The organism is Chryseobacterium jejuense (assembly GCF_900100075.1).
Taxonomy (GTDB): Bacteria; Bacteroidota; Bacteroidia; order Flavobacteriales; family Weeksellaceae; genus Chryseobacterium; species Chryseobacterium jejuense.
On the sequence record NZ_FNEG01000009.1, the window covers coordinates 119,940 to 137,569 of the forward strand.

Genomic DNA, 17,630 nt, shown 5'->3' on the forward strand with positions numbered 1-17,630 from the left:
ATTATAATATTAAAAAATTGTATACGTTAATTTCAGATGATAAGATCTTGTAGGTTTCTGTGCGTTATAATTATCGTAAAGTCTTTCGTTCGTAAGATTGTTAACGCTAAAATTAATGGCCAGCTTAGGGTCTGCCAGGAAGTAGGTAACTCCTACACCTACATCCACCATTCCCAGCCTTCCATCATTCGGAATAAGGAGATCGCTGGAAGCAATAGTAGCTTTGGAAAACAATCCCGGCTCAAGGTTTTTCGGTACAGGATATAGCAGAAAACGATGTACGTAATTAATGTTATAGTACAGCTCTATCTTATCCTTCATATTGAGAATATCTGAAAAATTCAGTCTCAGATAATGGTTTCCAAATAAGTAAGGAATATTCGGTTGTCTGGCATCTTCCCAGATACTTTCGGAACCGGAAAGGTTTTTAAGCCTTATATCCTGATAGGTAAAATTGAATCCTGTCTGAATATTTTTTATAGGCTGGTAGTTAATTTCATACTCTAATCCCAGAATTCGGTTATCATAATAGTTCTGATACCTTCCATAAGGATTATCCGGTATCATGAATATTGTGTTTTTAACATTTCGATAGAAGAGATTCAAGCTTGTATTCAGCTTATAATTCGATGAAGTATAATCCAGAACAACATTGACGTTATCACTTTTTTCAGGTTCAAGGTCAAGATTTTCTTTGATTAAAATTCCGTCTCCGAAAATTTCGGTTTCATCAGGAAGTCGAACTGCTTTCTCATAAGATAATTTCAGAATAAAATTTTTAGGCTTATAGCTTATTCCCGCCATATATCCTGATGCATTTTTATTCCGGTCAGACTCCCATGTAAAATTATATTTATCCGTAGTATATCCTTTAGAACTGAAGAAGTAATTCTTTACCCCAAGCACAGTTTCCACTTTTCGGTCAAGCCAATGAGACACCAATCCCAAAGCTGCAATATTCTTATTGTAAATCGCTGGAATTTTAAGTACATCTTCGCCATTTATATTGATAGCTCCATAAGGATCACTTCCTTTTCTTCGTTGATAGAAATACATATTTCCAAATTCCAGGCTGTGGTTATTATTGATCCGGAATGCGGCATTAAGCCTTGTATGAAACATGTTATAATTCATTTTCATATCATTCCCTTTATTGATCTCACCAACGCTGTTTTCATTACTGAAAGTTGAATCTCCCAGCCAATTGTATCTTCGCCTGCTGATATCCACAAAAGAATTGTTATATCTGGCAAAAGCAGTCATTAAATCTAGTTTCAGACGATTATCAAAGAACATTTTTTTATACTGGAGATAACCCGTCACATTATTTTCTTTGGCAAAAGCTTCACCATAAGGTTTTCTCATTTCAAGGTCATTCTGAATCTCTTTATAGAAATGAGAATAGATAAACCCGACTCTAAAGTCATTGGCCCAGCTTTTATTTCTTACACCAGTATAGACTTCCATATAAGAAGCTTCGGTATCGTCATGAAACCTTTTGGCTTCTACTTTTTTAAGATTGGCAGTCTCAGGATCGATAACATCACCCAGAATTTTATAATTGTTCTTTGAAAATACATAACTTGCCTGCGTTCCAACATAGAACAGGCTGTCTTTTTTCCCTATAAATACTGCATTAAGATGAGATTTATAAGTACTGAATGATGCAATCTCATTAGATATTTCGAGGTTGTCTTTTTGTATAGGTTTTGAGATAAAATTGATCCCGCCTCCTAAGGCATCAGATGCCAAAGAAATAGGCATTACTCCTTTATACACATCTACCCTGTCCAGCATATTGGGAGATAAAACATTCGGATTAAAGCTATGTCCATAAAATTCAATAGGGACTCCATCCCTGAAAATTCTGACTGCTTTCCCCTGAAGACCTCCAAGATTAACCTGAAATCCTGAACCAACACCGCCTTCTGTACGAAGCTTAATTCCGGTTGCCATATTAAGTATTTCACCAATATTGTTGGCCTGGCTTTTTACGGCCTGCATATCAACAATCTTAACACTTAACGGAGTTTCTTTGAGTTTCTCCAGTTTCTTTTTACCTCTGATATACACCTCATCAATACGGTTTGCATCTGAAATTGCTATTTCATACTTCTGACGTGACTGGCAGTTGATATCTAACGTATCATTATAAATAACTTTATTCTGATACAACACAGACACCTTTACAGGACCATCCGATACCTCAGCAAAATCAACAGTTCCTTGTTTTGAAATCTTTTTCTTTTCGCCGTTAATCACTACATACACCTCATCGTTATTATAGTTTTTGATGTTTTTAACAACTAAAGTAATTGGACAGGCAGCCAATGCTAAGGAAGAAAGTACAGAAATCAGAAAAAATATACGCTTCATAGTTTATATAGTTTCTAATGCTCCAAAATGCTGGAACGCAATATTTTTCTCCAATGGATAATGTTCGTGGCCTAATATTTTGTTGATAATAGTAGCATTTCTATAAGGTCCCATTCCTAAATCTGAGGTAATAATCCCTTGTGAATCTACACAGCCGTTTTGCATGAATATTTCATTATCATTCACATCAACCGTATAGTTTTCTGAAGATAGTAATGTCCCATCATTTTGACTCTTGTTCAAACGACCTTCAATAGGTTGTAAAAAATGCGGAACTTCATATCTGTAGCCCGTTGCCAGAATAAGATAATCTGTGTTTACTGAAAATGGTTTTTCTTCTTCAAGATGCCTCATCTTTAGGGTATAATTTTCATCATACTCCATATCTTCCAGCAAGCTATTAGTTAATATTTTTACAGGAAGTGGCTGCTCTTCTTTCATTTGCTGATGATAAAGCTCATCATAAATTGTGCTTATCAATTCATCATTAATTCCTTTATATAGAATATCCTGTTTATTGATGACTTCTCTTCTTTTCGATAAAGGAAGCCTGTTGAAGTAGGAAATATAATCCATGGAAGTAAATTCATAAGTGAATTTTGAATTTTCCATTGGGAAGAATCTGTCGGCAGCCGTTACCCAGTTCAGTTTTAAATCTAAATCCGGTCTGGACGAAAGAAGATCAAAGAATACTTCACCTCCACTTTGTCCGGAGCCCAATACGGTAATGGTACTGCCTTTCTTTATATATTGTTTTCTATGTAAATATTCCGAAGAGTGGAAAATATGCTCCTTAGAGAAGCGCTCCGTTATTTTAGGAACATTAGGAATAGAACCTACTCCCAAAACAATTTTATCAGTGAGATATACTTTCTTTTCACAATTAATAAGATCAATGACTGACACTTCGTAACATTCATGGATTTCATTATAATCTATTTCTGTAACGGTATGACTGAAATTCAGGCTTTCAATTTGTGAAGCTACCCATTTACAGTAAAGATTATATTCCATTCTGGTGACATAAAAGCTTTCCTTAAAACAGAAACGGAAAATTTTACCTTGCTCTCTTAAATAATTGATATACGTAAAAGGACTTTTAGGATTTACAATCGTTACAAGATCTGCCAGGAAAGGAACCTGAAGCGTTGTCCTGTCTATCATTAAACCGCTGTGCCATTCAAATCTTGGTGCTTTATCAAAAAATATGGTTTTAAGATTATGCTCTTCAAGCAGAGCAGCAAGACTTAGATTGAATGGTCCTATTCCTATACCAATGATATCATATTTCATAAATTATCTTTTTCAGTATTCAAGTATTATTATGTAGTAATGTTTATTTTCAGGACCGAGTTTTTGAATATATCTTCTGTTGTTTCATAGAACTTCTCACGGTCAAGGAATGTCAGATTGGATGTTTTATAAGGAAGAGCCAGTGATCTGTTGAATTCACACCCTACCTTGGTAATCAGATTATGAGTTCCTTTGTGAGATGCAGAGGCCTCGCCTATCATTCTTGTTAATTGTGGGAAAGAGAAGAAATATTCCATACACATAGCCAGTGCGTTCATTGAAAAGTTTGGAATTTTTTCTTTTGCAGGAGCGATGAGCATGTGAAAGCCGTAATCTCCAGGATTGAAACGGTAATATTTACCAACTTCATCTTTTACTGCCCAATACAGTTCCAGGGTAAAAATAGGATTGCCATTCAGAAGACCGATATAAGGATGAGAATAATCTACTCCCATGTGTTTAATATAGGCTTCTTCAAACTCCTGTTTATCCACATCCATTTCCCAGTACTGTTTAGCGTAATCCATATTAGACCATTCATGAAGGAACTCCATATCAGTTTCAGGATTAAAAGCTCTCAGGGTGATTTCTAACGTTCCGTTATTAAAGTATCTTTTATGCAGGATTTCCCCATAATCAGGTTTTATCAGCTTTTTGGAATAATGTTTAGGATTAATAAGGAAATTATGTTGTCTGATATACTCTTTCCAAATATCTTCATTCACACTGTGAGCCTGTTTCAGGAACAGTCTTGCCTCCAGGGTTTCATAAATAAAATTCATCGCATCACCATAAACTTCTTGTAAAGAGTCAATTTCAGTATCTACAATCTGATAAAGAATCTCTTCCTCAATAGAACCTAAATAAGCTAAATGTCTCAGAACCGGATAAAGGTTGTAGTAAACCACATGGGTTCTTATAAAGCTTTCCACTTTTTCTCTTCTGATTGCTGACCCATTTGTAATGTATTCATCAAAACTAACATTTACCTTTTCTCCAGCTGTATTGATAAATGTATGCTCGATATTACTGTTATAAATTATCCCTTCCTCTATATACTTCCCTACTGCTGTTTTCAACAATGAATGGGTATATTCTGAAAACCATTGGATAATAGCTGCTTTCTTATCGTAATTGGATTCTAACGCTATATTCTTCGAAACAAAATCCAATAGATTTTCATTTTCGTATCCGAAAAAATTAAAGATAGCGCTTCCCTTAACAGAGTCTATGAAAGAATCAATACTTTCTGTCATTTTATGCCCTTTGTCAAAAGACTCATCAAATTCTTCAGAAAAATATTTGATATAAGCCTCTTCGGGATTTTCTATGATTGTATTTCCACCATAAACAAGGGAAGTAATAAATCGATAAGCTTCTTCAGCACTGATCTTTACTACTTCGCCCATTTTCTTTTCTCTATATCCTACCTCTTCGCCTATATGATGAACTCCGGTAGTAGAAAAATGCTTTACAGGAACAATTAAATAAGATTCTTTATCTGTAATATTAATTCGGATGAATTTACTTTCAGAACAACTGTTCATGAACGTTGACAACTCTTCATCAAACTTTGGTATAAGGTCAAAATAATACCAGTTTTTGCTTTCCAATAAGTATAAACCGACACTCATTATTATTTTTGTTTAGATTAAATAAAAATTAAGACAAATATATACATATTTTCTTCTCAACAAAATAATTATTTAAAATACCGAAAATGAACAATTTAAAATACTGATTATTAATTAATTAAAATGAATAACTCAAACTAATTAATACACCAAAAAGTGAATACAAGCAATATTTCAATCCCCTTTTTTTATATCAAAACACAATTTTCAGGAATTAAAATAAATGTTATTAGGAATTAAATAACAAAACAACAGAAAAACAGAAAATGTCTCAATATGAGACTTTATAGCAATTAATAAGCTGTTGATAAATTTTATATTAAGCGGAAAACTTTCAGTCTTATATTGAAAAGCTTAATTTTGCCGGTAGTAAAGTGTAATCATTTTAAAAGTATGAAAAAGTTGATCCCCTTTCTTTTGTTGTTATTCTTCGCAACTGGTTTTATGAAAAGCCAGGACAGAGCCTCAGACCCTTTTCTTTTACAGACATGGAAACTGACTAAACTGGACAATTATATTTACACTTACGAAAAGCAGAATATTTTTTATGCCAAAAGCCCAGGTTTAAAATTTAGTAAAAACGGAAAAATCATTGGAAATTTAAGTAAATCAGCCAATGGTTATGATACAAAGGAAGATTTTCCTGAAAAAGCTTCAAAAATGGAACGATATGTAGGAAACTGGAAAAAGGTTTCAGATACTACTATTGCCATTGTATTTACTTCAAATAACAGCATGGATGGAACCTTTGTGATATCAAGGCTTACCGAAAGTGGACTGAAATTAAGAAAAGTATTCAGTGCTGACGTTGAAAAGAAGCTTGATTCTATCCGAAGAACCAAGAATATTTCTTATTAATTCACAATGGGCTTTACAGTAATGATAAAATTCAACCAAAATAATTTTATCAAAGCTTCTCTATATTTGCAATCTTAAAACATTAAAAATGATAATAAACAGATTATTCGCCTTCTTTATATTAATGATGAGCTGTAATTTATATTTTTCACAGGATATAACCATTAAAGACGATAAGGTTCTTCTGGATGGAAAACAAATTCTAAAAACTGAAAAAATAAGTCTCGCTCAGTATTCATTTTTCTCAATGAAAAATGATGATGAAGTTCTGATGTATAAATATATGGATAATGAAACTCCAAGCTATGTAACTGACGACTACTTTATTCTTAACTTCCTGACTGAAAAGGTAAAAGTAGAGTCTAAGGACTTAGGGAAAGTTTCCAACTTTATGAACTCCAGAAAAGGAATGGAAAAGCTGGTAAGATGGCTTTTAAAAGAAAGAGTTATCAATCAGGATGGTGATTTAAACTCTGAACGTTTAGCTATATTTAAAGAAAAATACGACGAAAATATTACCCAAAGAACTCTTAGATAATGACAAAAATCCTTCTCCTCTCCGATTCCCATTCTTATATAGATGACAGAATTCTGGAATACGCCTCTCAGGCAGATGAAATCTGGCATTGTGGAGATTTTGGAAGCATGGATGTTATTGAACAGCTGGAAAAAATAAAACCTTTAAAAGGGGTCTACGGAAATATAGATAACGCCAAAATAAAATCTGAATTTCCGGAAGTCAATCGTTTTTTCTGTGAAAAACTGGAAGTTTTAATGATCCATATCGGTGGATATCCAGGAAAATATACTCCATTAACCAAAAAGGAAATGGCTGAGAAAGCGCCAAAATTATTTATTTCAGGACACTCTCACATATTAAAAGCAATGTACGACGAAAAGAATAGTCTTTTACACCTGAATCCGGGTGCTTGTGGAAAACAAGGCTGGCACAAAGTGAGAACGATGATGCGTTTTGTGGTGGATGGTGAAGAGATAAAGGATCTGGAAGTGATTGAACTGGGACCTAGGGTTTAAGAGTTTGAGAGTAGTAGGGTTTGAGAGTGTTGGCTAAAATTAAACCATATCATTTATCAAAAATAAAAAGGCACTCATTCAAAGTAAGTAGAATTTATGAAAATTGGAGATACAGTTTCTGTAGTGGATGAAGATTTAAGCGGAGTGGTAACTTCCGTGAAGGGAAATATTGTGGTTTTTAAAGATGAATACGGCTTTACCCATCAATATCCTAAAGAAAAACTGGTTCCAAAGGATGCTGATCTTTATGAAAATATCCGTGTGGTAAAAAAAGCAGAGCCTAAAAAGGTCATTTCTAAAAAACATCAGAAAAATCATTTGGTTTTAGACCTGCATTTTCATAATTTGGTAAAGAATCCTAGTGATTATGATAGCTTTGAAAGATTATTCATTCAAAAGGAAAAACTGATTGGAGTGATAGAGTTTTGCAGAAAGAATAATTTAAAGAGGCTTGAAATCGTCCACGGAATTGGAAATGGAACCTTGCAGCGCATGGTTCGGGATGTTTTGGAAAGCCAGGTTGGTATTGATTTTTATAATAAGGAAATACTTCACCATCAATCGGGTGCGGTAATGGTAGAATTTCACTAAATTTGCAGGAATTGAAATATGAACGTACTTAATTTACTTTTTACCAAAGACGGATTAATCTACCAGATTGTGAAAAACAAAAGCATTCTGGAAGAAAAGTCTTATTTTGTTACTGAAGAAACACCAGCCAATCTTATTGAGGAAAAACTGGATGAGGTTCTTATCAAACAGCGTTTTGATGAAATCCAGGTGATTTCCGCTCTGAATCATTTTACATTAATGCCGGAAGGTTTTTCTGACCATGATGCAGGGTTTGACCTGATCTCATTCAATGCTCCTGCTGATAGAGAAAAAGAAGAATTGATGCTATCCATCAATAAAAAATTCAACATTCAGTTTTATTATACTTTTCCAAAGAATTATTACAAGAAAATAAAAGAGCTGGCCATACCGGTACATTTTAATTTTTCAGGGGAAAAGTTTTTAAGTTCCATCCACAATAAGACTAATAAAGAGATTCATATCAATCTTTATCATAATCAGTGTGAATTTTTTGCCATTGATAATAAGAAGATTATCCTTTACAATAATCTGGATGTCAACTCTGAAGTTGATTTCCTTTATTTCGTAATGTTTACTTTAAGCAAAATAGGCTTCGGAATTAATGAAACCAGTTTTTATGCTTATGGTGAAACTACAGAAAATGAAACGTTTATTTCCGAACTTCAGAAATTTGTACGAAACCTGAAGATCGTTTTTGACAATATTCCTAATAAGAATTTTATACTTAATTAAAAAGGTACTGTTTTCACAGTACCTTTTTTTTAGCATTTGTTTAGAATAATGTATATCCCAAGATAATGGAGAACGTTTGATAAGTTGCATCATTTTGACCTCCTTTAAGTAAATCTCTTTTTGTTCGAATATTGAATTCAGCACTATACTTGTTATTGTATTTATAGCCAACTCCAAAACCCAGATTAATCCCTGAGTCTATTTTATACTCCTCAGTAACAAACCGATGAATATTATAAGTTACTTTTGAATCCCCCATTGGAATATCAAATATAGCGGATGCATTAAAAAACAATTTTGATGTGTTATTCAATACAGCATAATATCTTACCCCTACAGGAATTTCAATGGATGAATACTTTACAGAAGCTGTATTTGAAACCTTTTCACCTAAGATTGTAGTTGTAAATACTTCTTTTTTATCAGATTTGAAATATTGATAGGTAGGTTCTGCAATAATGGTCCATCTATCATTGTTTAGTGGCAAAACAAACTCTCCCTCTATTCCAATTCTAAAAGTAGTTTTTCTTCCATAGTCAGAATCAAAAACATTATTAGCAGCTTTATTATTAATATCCAGAGATGAAAAATTAATTCCTGGCCTTACAGATAAATGAAAGAATTTTCTATTTGTTTTTTGATCAAAACTTTTATAGCCTGCACTCTCATTTCCACAGGTATTAAGTTTTATAAAAAGTTTTTTTAAGCCACTTTCATTGTATTCAACATTTGAAATCTGAGATGATGTAATACTTTCACAATCTGAAAAGCTTTGCAATTGGTTGATATAAGTATTATTTTTAGCAATTTTAGAATCTGAAATCAAATACCTTTTATAGACCAAAGGTACTATTTTACCATCCGACATGTAGAAAAAACGACTTACATTTTCATTATTATATCTATACAATGTATGCTTCCCTTCAACAATGGTTTTCAAAAAAACAACTTTCTTAGTAAAAGCAGGAGTTTCCATATCACTTAAAGAACTCATATCGTCACTAGACATATCCACATCTACTTCTGCTTTTACATATTTTGCTTTCCCTTCTATTTCAAACTCTTTTATATTGACAATACTATATGATTTAGCAGATGAACTTGCATCTCCTCTAAACTCGATTTGGGAAGGAGTATTTTTCCAATCTGGATTTTTTATCGAACCTTCAATCTTTTCTCCGGCATCATTAATGATATATCCTTTTTCATATTTATCTTGGGCAGATACTTTTAAGGATACAACGACACCTAAAAATAGTGTCAATAATTGTTTATTCATGATTATTATTTTTTCGAGCACAAAAATAGATAATTCATTGAAATAAAAAATAATTAGACCCTGATTCTTTTTATTTGTCAACATTTAGTAATTTCGCAGTTAATAATAAATTCAGTATGTTTAGAATCATTTCCGGAAAGTGGAAAGCCAAAAAAATTGCCGCTCCCAAAAACTTTGACGTAAGACCAACTACAGATTTTGCGAAAGAAGCCTTATTCAGTATTTTGGAAAACAAATACGATATGCAGTCGATTTCTGTACTGGATCTTTTCGCAGGAATTGGTTCTATCACTTTTGAATTTGCTTCCAGAGGATGTCAGGATGTAACTTCTGTAGAAATGAATCCAAAGCATACTGCATTCATCAATACTACAGCTTCTGAACTTGATATGGCACTTCAGATCAACGTACAGAGAGGAGATGTATTCGACTGGCTGAAAAAATTCAGAAACAAAAAGTCTTTCGAAATTGTTTTTTCAGATGCTCCTTTTGAGATGGAAGAAAAAAAATATTACGAATTAATCTCTTTAGTTCTGAACAATAAGTTCCTGAAAGAAAACGGAGTTCTTATCGTAGAACATCAAAGCCGTATGAAGCTGGAACACCCTAATTTAGTAGATACCAGAAAATACGGAAACGTGAGTTTCAGTTTTTTTGACCCGAATAAAGAAGATAATCAGGAACTTTAGTTCTTGGTTATTTTTTTTGAATTATCAGGAGCAGCAATTCCCCACTGGGTAATGGCTTCCAGAACAGGCAGTAATGTCTTTCCGAAATCTGTTAAAGTATATTCTACCATCAACGGTGGTTTTTCTGTATATACTTTTCTATCAATGATGTTATCTTCTTCCAGCTGCTTGAGTTGAAGGCTTAACGTTCTCTCTGTAATCGTAGGAATTACTTTCCGTAACTCATTATATCGTTTCGCTCCGCCTATAAGGTGATGTAAAATTACAGCTTTCCATTTTCCGCCTATAAATCTCATCGTTACACTTGTACAACAAGGGTAAGATTTACTATCTATTGTATACATTTTTATACTATCATTTTTAACCGTTATTGCAAAGTTAATAAACTTAAATTAATTTTGTAGCTATAAAAATGATAGTATAAAATTATGAACTTTTTAGACAAAATGAAAACAAGGTATACTGTAAAAAAGTATAACCCTCAAGGCAATATCAGTGAAGAACAAATTTCTCAGCTGAAAGAAATCTTAAATCTAAGTCCATCATCCATCAACAGTCAACCATGGAATTTTATCTTTATCAATCGTGGTGAACTGAAATCACAATTGGCAGAAGTTTCTTTCATCAATAAAGAAAAAGTAATAGACTGCAGCCACCTGATTATTTTCCAGGTAATTAAAAACCCTGAAGATTTTGAAAGACAGATTGAGGAAAATCTCCCTGAAGGTGCTGTAAATTATTACAGAACCAGAGTAAAGCCTAAAGGAGAAGCCTTCGTAAAATCCTGGTTAGGACATCAGGTTTATTTATCGTTAGGAGTACTTCTTTCTGCATGTGCAGATATGGGAATAGATTCTACTCCTATGGAAGGAATAGAGCCTGAACTCTATGATGAAATTCTAAAAAATGATAAATACGAAACGCTCTTTGCCGTTGCAATTGGAGAAAAGTTAGATACGGATGCCAACCAGCCTAAATTTAATCCAAAATCACGATTGAAAGCAGAAAAAGTAATTCTGGAAGCGTAATTTTGAGCACAAATTATACAATTCTTTATCACAAGAAACACGAATAAGATATGTATTAATTCTCTCGCAGATTGAGAAGATAAGAATCTGCGTAATCCGATTCATCTGCGAGAAATATTTTACAAGTATAAAATTTTATCAAAGATAAAATCATTGCGCCTTAAAAACGTCACCTTTTAGACTATTTGTGTCTTAGCGTTTTCTAATATAATATTGAGATTGCTTCGCTACGCTCGCAATGACGAGGGTGAGAAAGAAAAAAGTCTGCTTCTTTATGAGGCAGACTTTTTTTCTATAATACTTTAAGTTCTAAATCTATCGTTTTACCGAAAAACTTCTTAGAGATCTTTTCAAAGTTCTTAGTGATATCTGAAAGGTAAAAATGATAATTCGGTTTAGCATTATTTTCATTCAGAAGGTTGTACTTATCAAGAATAATCTTCAGATGATTCGCTACAATATTGGGAGAATCGATAACACGCACTCTATTTCCATAATATTGCTTAATTTCATCAATTAGCAATGGATAGTGAGTACAGCCTAAAATTAATGTTTCAATATTTTTCAGCTTGTTATTGCTCAGATAATTATAAATAATAGCATGGGTAATCGGATGGTTTTTGAAACCTTCTTCAATCGCCGGAACCAATAAAGGAGTAGCTAATTCATCAACTTTTATCCATTTATTCTGTTTCCTGATACTCTTTTTATACAATCCCGAATTAACAGTAGCTTTAGTCGCAATGACTCCCACATTATTATGAATCTCATAAGCTACTTTCTCCGCCACAGGATTAATAACATCTATAACAGGGACTTTTCCGGCCACCAATTGCATTACTTCATTTAAAGCATTTGCCGTAGCCGTATTACAGGCAATTACAATAGCTTTACAATTCTGCTCCAACAGAAAATTGGTGATCTTTGTAGAATATTCTATAATCGCTTCTTTTGACTTTTCACCATAAGGAAGGTGCTTGGTATCTCCAAAATAGATGAGATCTTCATTAGGCAAAAGCCTTTTGATTTCTTTAGCTACAGTAAGACCTCCTACTCCACTATCAAAAATACCGATAGGCTGGTTGGATGAAAGATGCGAATAATCTTGTTTCTTAGTTTTCAAATGAACTGAAATTTTATACAAAAATAGTGAATAATCCGTTACTTAATTAAGATTAGTGATTGAAAAATCTTTCGGAAATTTTACTTTATAACTCACTCTTAATTTTCTTGTTTCTGATGGAGAAATTTTAACATTCCAGGTCAAAAAACCTTTCTCTTTATCAAATTCAGCATTATCACTCTGAAGAAGTTCAATTTTCACAGATTCATCTTTACTTAAAGGGATCTGGTCTTTAACATCAATATTGATGGTTTCCTTTTTATTATTACGAATAACAAGATCATAGGTAAATGTTTTTTCCTGATAAGAAGAGAAGAATTTTTCACTTGCTTTATCATTAGCTACTTCTTTCCTGATACTTATTTTTTTATCATCTCCAAGAGTTATACTCATTTTATCATCAGTGAGGTTAGGGTTTATTCTGGTTTCACCAACATACATATTTTCAAAAATCACGCTAGCAGAACCGGTAATCAGCTCGTATTTATTAAAATCTTTGATCTCTGCTACAAGATAGGCCGTCTTATTATACTTTGGTACAGTATAGTATTTATACTCTGCCGGTATTTTTATTTGCTTTAAATTGATAAAATGGTCTTCATTATTGGAAAGAATATCATACGGAATATCTACATCAAAACTAGTGTTCAACTGGTTTTCACTAATCTTAAACCCTACAGAACCCACCATAACTACTTCTTCTATTCGTGTCTCTTTCATAATTGAATCCTTTTTAGAATAACTACGATTAACCCTTTCTTCATTTCTATAAGAATTTAGAAACCATGGGTCCATTACCGGTGCATTATTGTTTCTGGAAGACCTTGCATTAATAAGAGATAACTTCACACCTTTCCAGTCAAGTCCTGTATTTTGATTTACTTTTGCTTTAAAAGTAAGATCTAAAGGCTCTGTAAGTTTGGATCCTTTTACTTCATAAAATGGTTCCCAAGAAACACTTTCTGCTAAATATCCTATATCCATTTTAGCATTCCCAGCAGTAGCAGTAGCGACTTTTAAAACAAGTACTCCATCTGAAAAAGTTTCCTCAGCTTCAGTATTGGCCTTCAGACGATTTTTTAGTCTTTCAAGCTTTAATGTAGTCTCTGTATATTTTTTATTGATATCAAGCTGGGCTATACTGATTTCATTTCTTTTAGTTTTATAATAATCAGCAAGTTGCATAAGTTGAACTACGCTTGAGGTATTGCTTCCAACTAGAAGAGCTTGATTTTTATCTAATAATTCAAGGGTCTTTTCATTGGTTTTCCGTTCAATATCAATTTTAGCACTAAGGTTTTCTAGGATAACTATACTATCCTTAATTCTCTTACCATTAGGATTATTATTTTCAAAGTATGTAGTATTGTAATCATCCCTATACTGTGCAGAAAGAATTGAAATATTCTTATTGTTAGTATTAATCTGTATGGATTTATCCACAATTTCATCTGAAATATTTGTTACTACAACTTCAGAAGTTCCGGCCGGAAGTAAAACACTTACAGTATTCTGGAGCTCAGCAGAAGTTCTGTAGACATTAACAGCAACAACCTTAGCTTTTACAAATATTGGCTTTTGTGCAAAATACAGCCCAGTGAAAAATAGAAATAAGAACAATAAGTTTTTTTTCATAGTTTAGTTTTTGAAGTTATCTACTCCAAATATACACTATAAACCCTAAACCATAAATAAATCCGAAGCAATTCCATCCGCCATAAACCAATGCTTTTCCGGAATTTTCAAATGATTGTTTTCTATAACTAAAATGCCTTCCTCAACTTTCTGTCTGATCTCATTTTGAAAATACTCAAGGAATCGATCATCAAACTTATTTTTTAAGCTATTCAGATCTACTCCCCAAATGGTTCTCAAACCAATCATAATCATTTCATTAAACTGATCTTCCTTGGAGAGAATTTCTTCTTCTTTAGCTAAAAGTTTTGTATTGAGCTTTTTAATATACTGCTGATTGTTGGCTACATTCCAGCTCCTTACGTCAAATCCGTTATAAGAATGTGCGGAAGGACCTATTCCTAGGTATTCCTGATACTTCCAATATGATGAATTATGTCTGGAATAAAAACCTGGTTTTGCAAAATTGGAAACCTCATAATGTTCAAAACCATGATCTTTTAAAAAGTCAGACAGATAATAGAACTCTCTGTTCTGTTCTTCTTCTTTCGGACTTTTAACTTTCCCTTTTGATATCCAGTTATCGAGAGCCGTTTTAGGTTCAACTGTTAAGGCATAAGAGGAAATATGAGGAACTTCCAGCGCAATGGTTTTATGTAAATTTTCTTTCCAGATCTCAAGATTAGAGGTAGGTGAACCGTAAATTAGATCTATACTCAGATTTTCAAACCCGAAATCCTGGGCACGCTTGATAGAACCTTCAGCTTCTGAAGCCGTATGAGCACGATTCATCAGTTTAAGATCTTCTTCAAAGAAGCTTTGTGTCCCAATTGACAATCGGTTAACGGGTGTTCCAGCCAGTTGCTTTAGGAAATTCTTATCCAGATCATCCGGATTGGCTTCCAATGTAATCTCAATATCTTTTTCAAAACTGAAGTGATGTAAAACCTCATCAATTAAAGAATTAATCTCATCCACCGAAAGAATAGAAGGAGTTCCGCCCCCAAAGTAGAGAGATTTTAAGCTCCTGTTCTGCAGTTCATCTTTTCTAAGCTGTATTTCAGTTTTCATGGCACGAAGCATTTCATCCTTAAAATTAAGGGATGTTGAAAAATGAAAATTACAATAACTGCATTTTTGCTTACAGAACGGAATGTGAATATATATCATAAAAAAAGCTCTGAAAAAATTCAGAGCTCAAATTTATTTAAATTAAATTGATTAATATCTATATCCTCGAACATTAATAAAGTTATCGAAATTATAACCAAGTCCGATCATGAAGCTGTTTCCTCCGTATTGCTGAATATCAGACAATCCAAGGTTGTACGTAGCTCCAATCATAAATTTGTTGAATCTTACTTTAACAATCGGAGCAATTTCTAATTGCTGACCGTCAAATCTGTTCTGAGCAGCTCTATAACTTACCCCTACAGAGAATGCATTAACTTCATTAGAGAATGTACCCATTAAGTTATAATCCATTACTCTTGTTGAGTTTGTGTTCAGGTTAATCATTGCAGCAGGAGTTAACGTGATATTGTCAGCAATATGCCAGTTATATCCTAAGTTTAAGAAAAACTTGATTGGAGAAGGCTCCCATCCGTTTACGATAGGTTTATCATTCCCTAATGCAATATCATTTACAGAAACACCCCCGAAAAGGTTTTTAAAAGTAGCTGCTAAACCGAAGTTAGCATAAGCCATAAAAATATTCTGCTGATCACCTTTTACTAAGGGATCTCCCTGTTCTTCAACGTTGATTTTTGTATAATCAAAATTTCTGTTGTACAAACTAACACTTGTACCGAATGAGAACTGATCTTTTCGGTCTCCTTCACTACTTAGAGGAATAAAATATGAAGCACCTGCTGTAACACCACCTGCAGATTCAGCTCCATTGCTGTCTCTGAAAACGGTAAGACCGGCACCTACTCTATCGAAAATGTTTGCATTGATTCCCACCGATTGTACATTTGGGGATTCGCTGAATTTTGAAAATTGCTTTTGATAAATGGCATTGAGCTGTACGTAGTCTGTTTTACCGTACTGAGCTGGGTTGAACAGAAAATCACCATCCAAAAGATACTGTTGATAATATGGTAGTGATTCTTGTGCTTTGTATGCATTTGACAAAAGAGCTAAACATACGATAGCATATAGTTTTCTCATAACAAATCTTGATTTCAATTCAACAAATATAAAAAAAATCTCAATATATTTTTAGTTTTCTAAATAATTTCTCCATTTTTTTACGGCATCCGCCATATCTTTGGGCATTGGGCTTTCAAAATATAATTCCTTTTTTGTTGTGGGGTGTATAAATCCGAGGGTGTGTGCATGCAATGCATGTCTTGGAAGAATTTCAAAAACATTTTTAATAAATTGTTTATACTTCGGAAGGTTCACTCCTCTTAAAGGCGTATGCCCTTCATAGCGCTCATCATTGAATAAAGTATGTCCAATATGCTTGAAGTGAGCCCTGATCTGATGTGTTCTTCCTGTTTCAAGCTTGCATTCTACCCATGTCATGTATTTGAATCTCTCTAAGACTTTATAATGAGTAACGGCATGTTTCCCATGACTTCCATCTTCGTAAACAGACATCTGCATTCTGTTTTTAGGATGTCTTCCGATATGTCCTTTGATCGTTCCTTCATCTTCCTGAGGGTTCCCCCATACAAATGCCCAATACAGCCTCTTTGTAGTCCTGTTGAAGAACTGTTTTGCCAGAAAGCTTAGAGCATACTCATTCTTAGCAATCACCAATAATCCGGAAGTATCCTTATCAATTCGGTGAACAAGCCCTACTCTGTCAAGATCAGACTTCACCCCATTGTTTTCAAAATGATAAGCCAGGGCATTCACCAATGTGCCATCCCAATTTCCATGTCCCGGATGAACCACCATTCCAGGTTCTTTATCTACCACTACCAGATCATCATCTTCATAAACGATATTCACAGGAATATTCTGTGGAATAATCACATTTTCCCTTGGCGGACGGGTTAGTAATATGGAGATCTGATCTCCGGGTTTCACTCGGTAATTCTGCTTTACTGGAGTACCATTCACTACAACGTTTCCAGCTCTGCAGGTCTGAGAAATTTTATTCCTTGAAGAATTCTGGCGGTGTATTAAAAGAAACTTATCAATTCTTAATGTCTCCTGTCCGGGATCAACAGTGATATTAAGATGCTCATATAAACCTTTGTTTTCCTCGTCAATATCGATATTATCAATACTATTAGAATCCAATAATTCTTCGTCTAAAAAATCTTCGTTATCTTCTGACATTGTATTTATTTTTTTACAGAAAAGGCTTCAACATTTTGCAGTTGAAGCCTATATTTT

The 17,630-nt window shown here is 33.5% G+C and carries 17 protein-coding genes; 7 read left to right on the plus strand and 10 right to left on the minus strand.

Features of this window, described 5'->3' with window-relative positions; translation table 11 throughout:
• Positions 1-9 precede the first annotated feature (9 nt).
• The 3 genes from BLS98_RS21795 to BLS98_RS21805 are packed head-to-tail and all read right to left on the minus strand — an operon-like array spanning position 10 to position 5,303.
• Positions 10-2,376 (minus strand): TonB-dependent receptor, encoded by a 2,367-nt coding sequence (locus BLS98_RS21795; RefSeq protein ID WP_089739421.1) that lies wholly within the window; start codon positions 2,374-2,376, stop codon positions 10-12.
• 3 nt (positions 2,377-2,379) lie between these two features.
• Positions 2,380-3,669: a lysine N(6)-hydroxylase/L-ornithine N(5)-oxygenase family protein gene (locus BLS98_RS21800; RefSeq protein WP_089739423.1), complete on the minus strand. Its 1,290-nt coding sequence runs from the start codon at positions 3,667-3,669 to the stop codon at positions 2,380-2,382.
• A 29-nt stretch (positions 3,670-3,698) separates the two neighbouring features.
• The gene (locus BLS98_RS21805) at positions 3,699-5,303 is read right to left on the minus strand and encodes a GNAT family N-acetyltransferase (RefSeq protein ID WP_089739425.1); all 1,605 of its coding nucleotides are present in this window, start codon (positions 5,301-5,303) and stop codon (positions 3,699-3,701) included.
• 393 nt (positions 5,304-5,696) lie between these two features.
• Here BLS98_RS21805 and BLS98_RS21810 point away from each other — a divergent pair, with 393 nt between their 5' ends.
• From BLS98_RS21810 to BLS98_RS21830, 5 genes are all read left to right on the plus strand, one after another.
• Positions 5,697-6,161: a hypothetical protein gene (locus BLS98_RS21810; RefSeq protein ID WP_089739427.1), complete on the plus strand. Its 465-nt coding sequence runs from the start codon at positions 5,697-5,699 to the stop codon at positions 6,159-6,161.
• A gap of 88 nt (positions 6,162-6,249) precedes the next feature.
• Entirely contained in the window at positions 6,250-6,699 is a 450-nt protein-coding gene (locus tag BLS98_RS21815) for a hypothetical protein (protein WP_089739429.1), read from the plus strand.
• Positions 6,699-7,196 carry a metallophosphoesterase family protein gene (locus BLS98_RS21820; protein ID WP_089739431.1) on the plus strand — a complete coding sequence of 166 codons (498 nt, stop codon included), beginning with the start codon at positions 6,699-6,701 and terminating at the stop codon, positions 7,194-7,196. The genes BLS98_RS21815 and BLS98_RS21820 overlap by 1 nt, the downstream gene beginning before the upstream one ends.
• Positions 7,197-7,292: 96 nt before the next feature.
• The gene (locus BLS98_RS21825; protein WP_089739434.1) at positions 7,293-7,787 is read left to right on the plus strand and encodes a Smr/MutS family protein; all 495 of its coding nucleotides are present in this window, start codon (positions 7,293-7,295) and stop codon (positions 7,785-7,787) included.
• Between the two features lie 18 nt (positions 7,788-7,805).
• Positions 7,806-8,522 carry a DUF3822 family protein gene (locus tag BLS98_RS21830; RefSeq protein WP_089739436.1) on the plus strand — a complete coding sequence of 239 codons (717 nt, stop codon included), beginning with the start codon at positions 7,806-7,808 and terminating at the stop codon, positions 8,520-8,522.
• A gap of 40 nt (positions 8,523-8,562) precedes the next feature.
• Here the strand turns inward: BLS98_RS21830 and BLS98_RS21835 are convergent, their stop codons facing one another.
• Positions 8,563-9,801, minus strand: a complete 1,239-nt coding sequence (locus tag BLS98_RS21835; protein ID WP_167356269.1) for an outer membrane beta-barrel protein — start codon at positions 9,799-9,801, stop codon at positions 8,563-8,565.
• A 116-nt stretch (positions 9,802-9,917) separates the two neighbouring features.
• On the opposite strand from BLS98_RS21835, the gene BLS98_RS21840 reads away from it, so the two are divergent.
• The gene (locus tag BLS98_RS21840; protein ID WP_089739439.1) at positions 9,918-10,490 is read left to right on the plus strand and encodes an RsmD family RNA methyltransferase; all 573 of its coding nucleotides are present in this window, start codon (positions 9,918-9,920) and stop codon (positions 10,488-10,490) included.
• Here BLS98_RS21840 and BLS98_RS21845 read toward each other — a convergent pair.
• On the minus strand, positions 10,487-10,834 hold the full coding sequence (locus BLS98_RS21845; protein WP_089739440.1) for a winged helix-turn-helix transcriptional regulator: 348 nt from the start codon (positions 10,832-10,834) through the stop codon (positions 10,487-10,489). The genes BLS98_RS21840 and BLS98_RS21845 overlap by 4 nt on opposite strands.
• Before the next feature lie 84 nt (positions 10,835-10,918).
• Between BLS98_RS21845 and BLS98_RS21850 the strand changes: the two genes are divergently transcribed.
• Positions 10,919-11,518, plus strand: coding sequence for an NAD(P)H-dependent oxidoreductase (locus tag BLS98_RS21850; protein WP_089739442.1), 600 nt, complete (start codon positions 10,919-10,921; stop codon positions 11,516-11,518).
• 292 nt (positions 11,519-11,810) lie between these two features.
• On the opposite strand, the gene murI is transcribed toward BLS98_RS21850, so the two are convergent.
• Genes murI through BLS98_RS21875 form a run of 5 tightly spaced genes read right to left on the minus strand, consistent with a single transcriptional unit; the run spans position 11,811 to position 17,573 of the window.
• The gene (gene murI, locus BLS98_RS21855; RefSeq protein ID WP_089739444.1) at positions 11,811-12,641 is read right to left on the minus strand and encodes a glutamate racemase; all 831 of its coding nucleotides are present in this window, start codon (positions 12,639-12,641) and stop codon (positions 11,811-11,813) included.
• Positions 12,642-12,683: 42 nt separating this feature from the next.
• Positions 12,684-14,276 carry a DUF4139 domain-containing protein gene (locus BLS98_RS21860; protein WP_089739446.1) on the minus strand — a complete coding sequence of 531 codons (1,593 nt, stop codon included), beginning with the start codon at positions 14,274-14,276 and terminating at the stop codon, positions 12,684-12,686.
• 45 nt (positions 14,277-14,321) lie between these two features.
• Positions 14,322-15,446, minus strand: coding sequence for a radical SAM family heme chaperone HemW (gene hemW, locus BLS98_RS21865; protein WP_089739448.1), 1,125 nt, complete (start codon positions 15,444-15,446; stop codon positions 14,322-14,324).
• 51 nt (positions 15,447-15,497) lie between these two features.
• Positions 15,498-16,448 carry a PorP/SprF family type IX secretion system membrane protein gene (locus tag BLS98_RS21870; protein WP_089739450.1) on the minus strand — a complete coding sequence of 317 codons (951 nt, stop codon included), beginning with the start codon at positions 16,446-16,448 and terminating at the stop codon, positions 15,498-15,500.
• A 51-nt stretch (positions 16,449-16,499) separates the two neighbouring features.
• The gene (locus BLS98_RS21875; protein WP_181575103.1) at positions 16,500-17,573 is read right to left on the minus strand and encodes an RluA family pseudouridine synthase; all 1,074 of its coding nucleotides are present in this window, start codon (positions 17,571-17,573) and stop codon (positions 16,500-16,502) included.
• Positions 17,574-17,630: the final 57 nt, after the last annotated feature.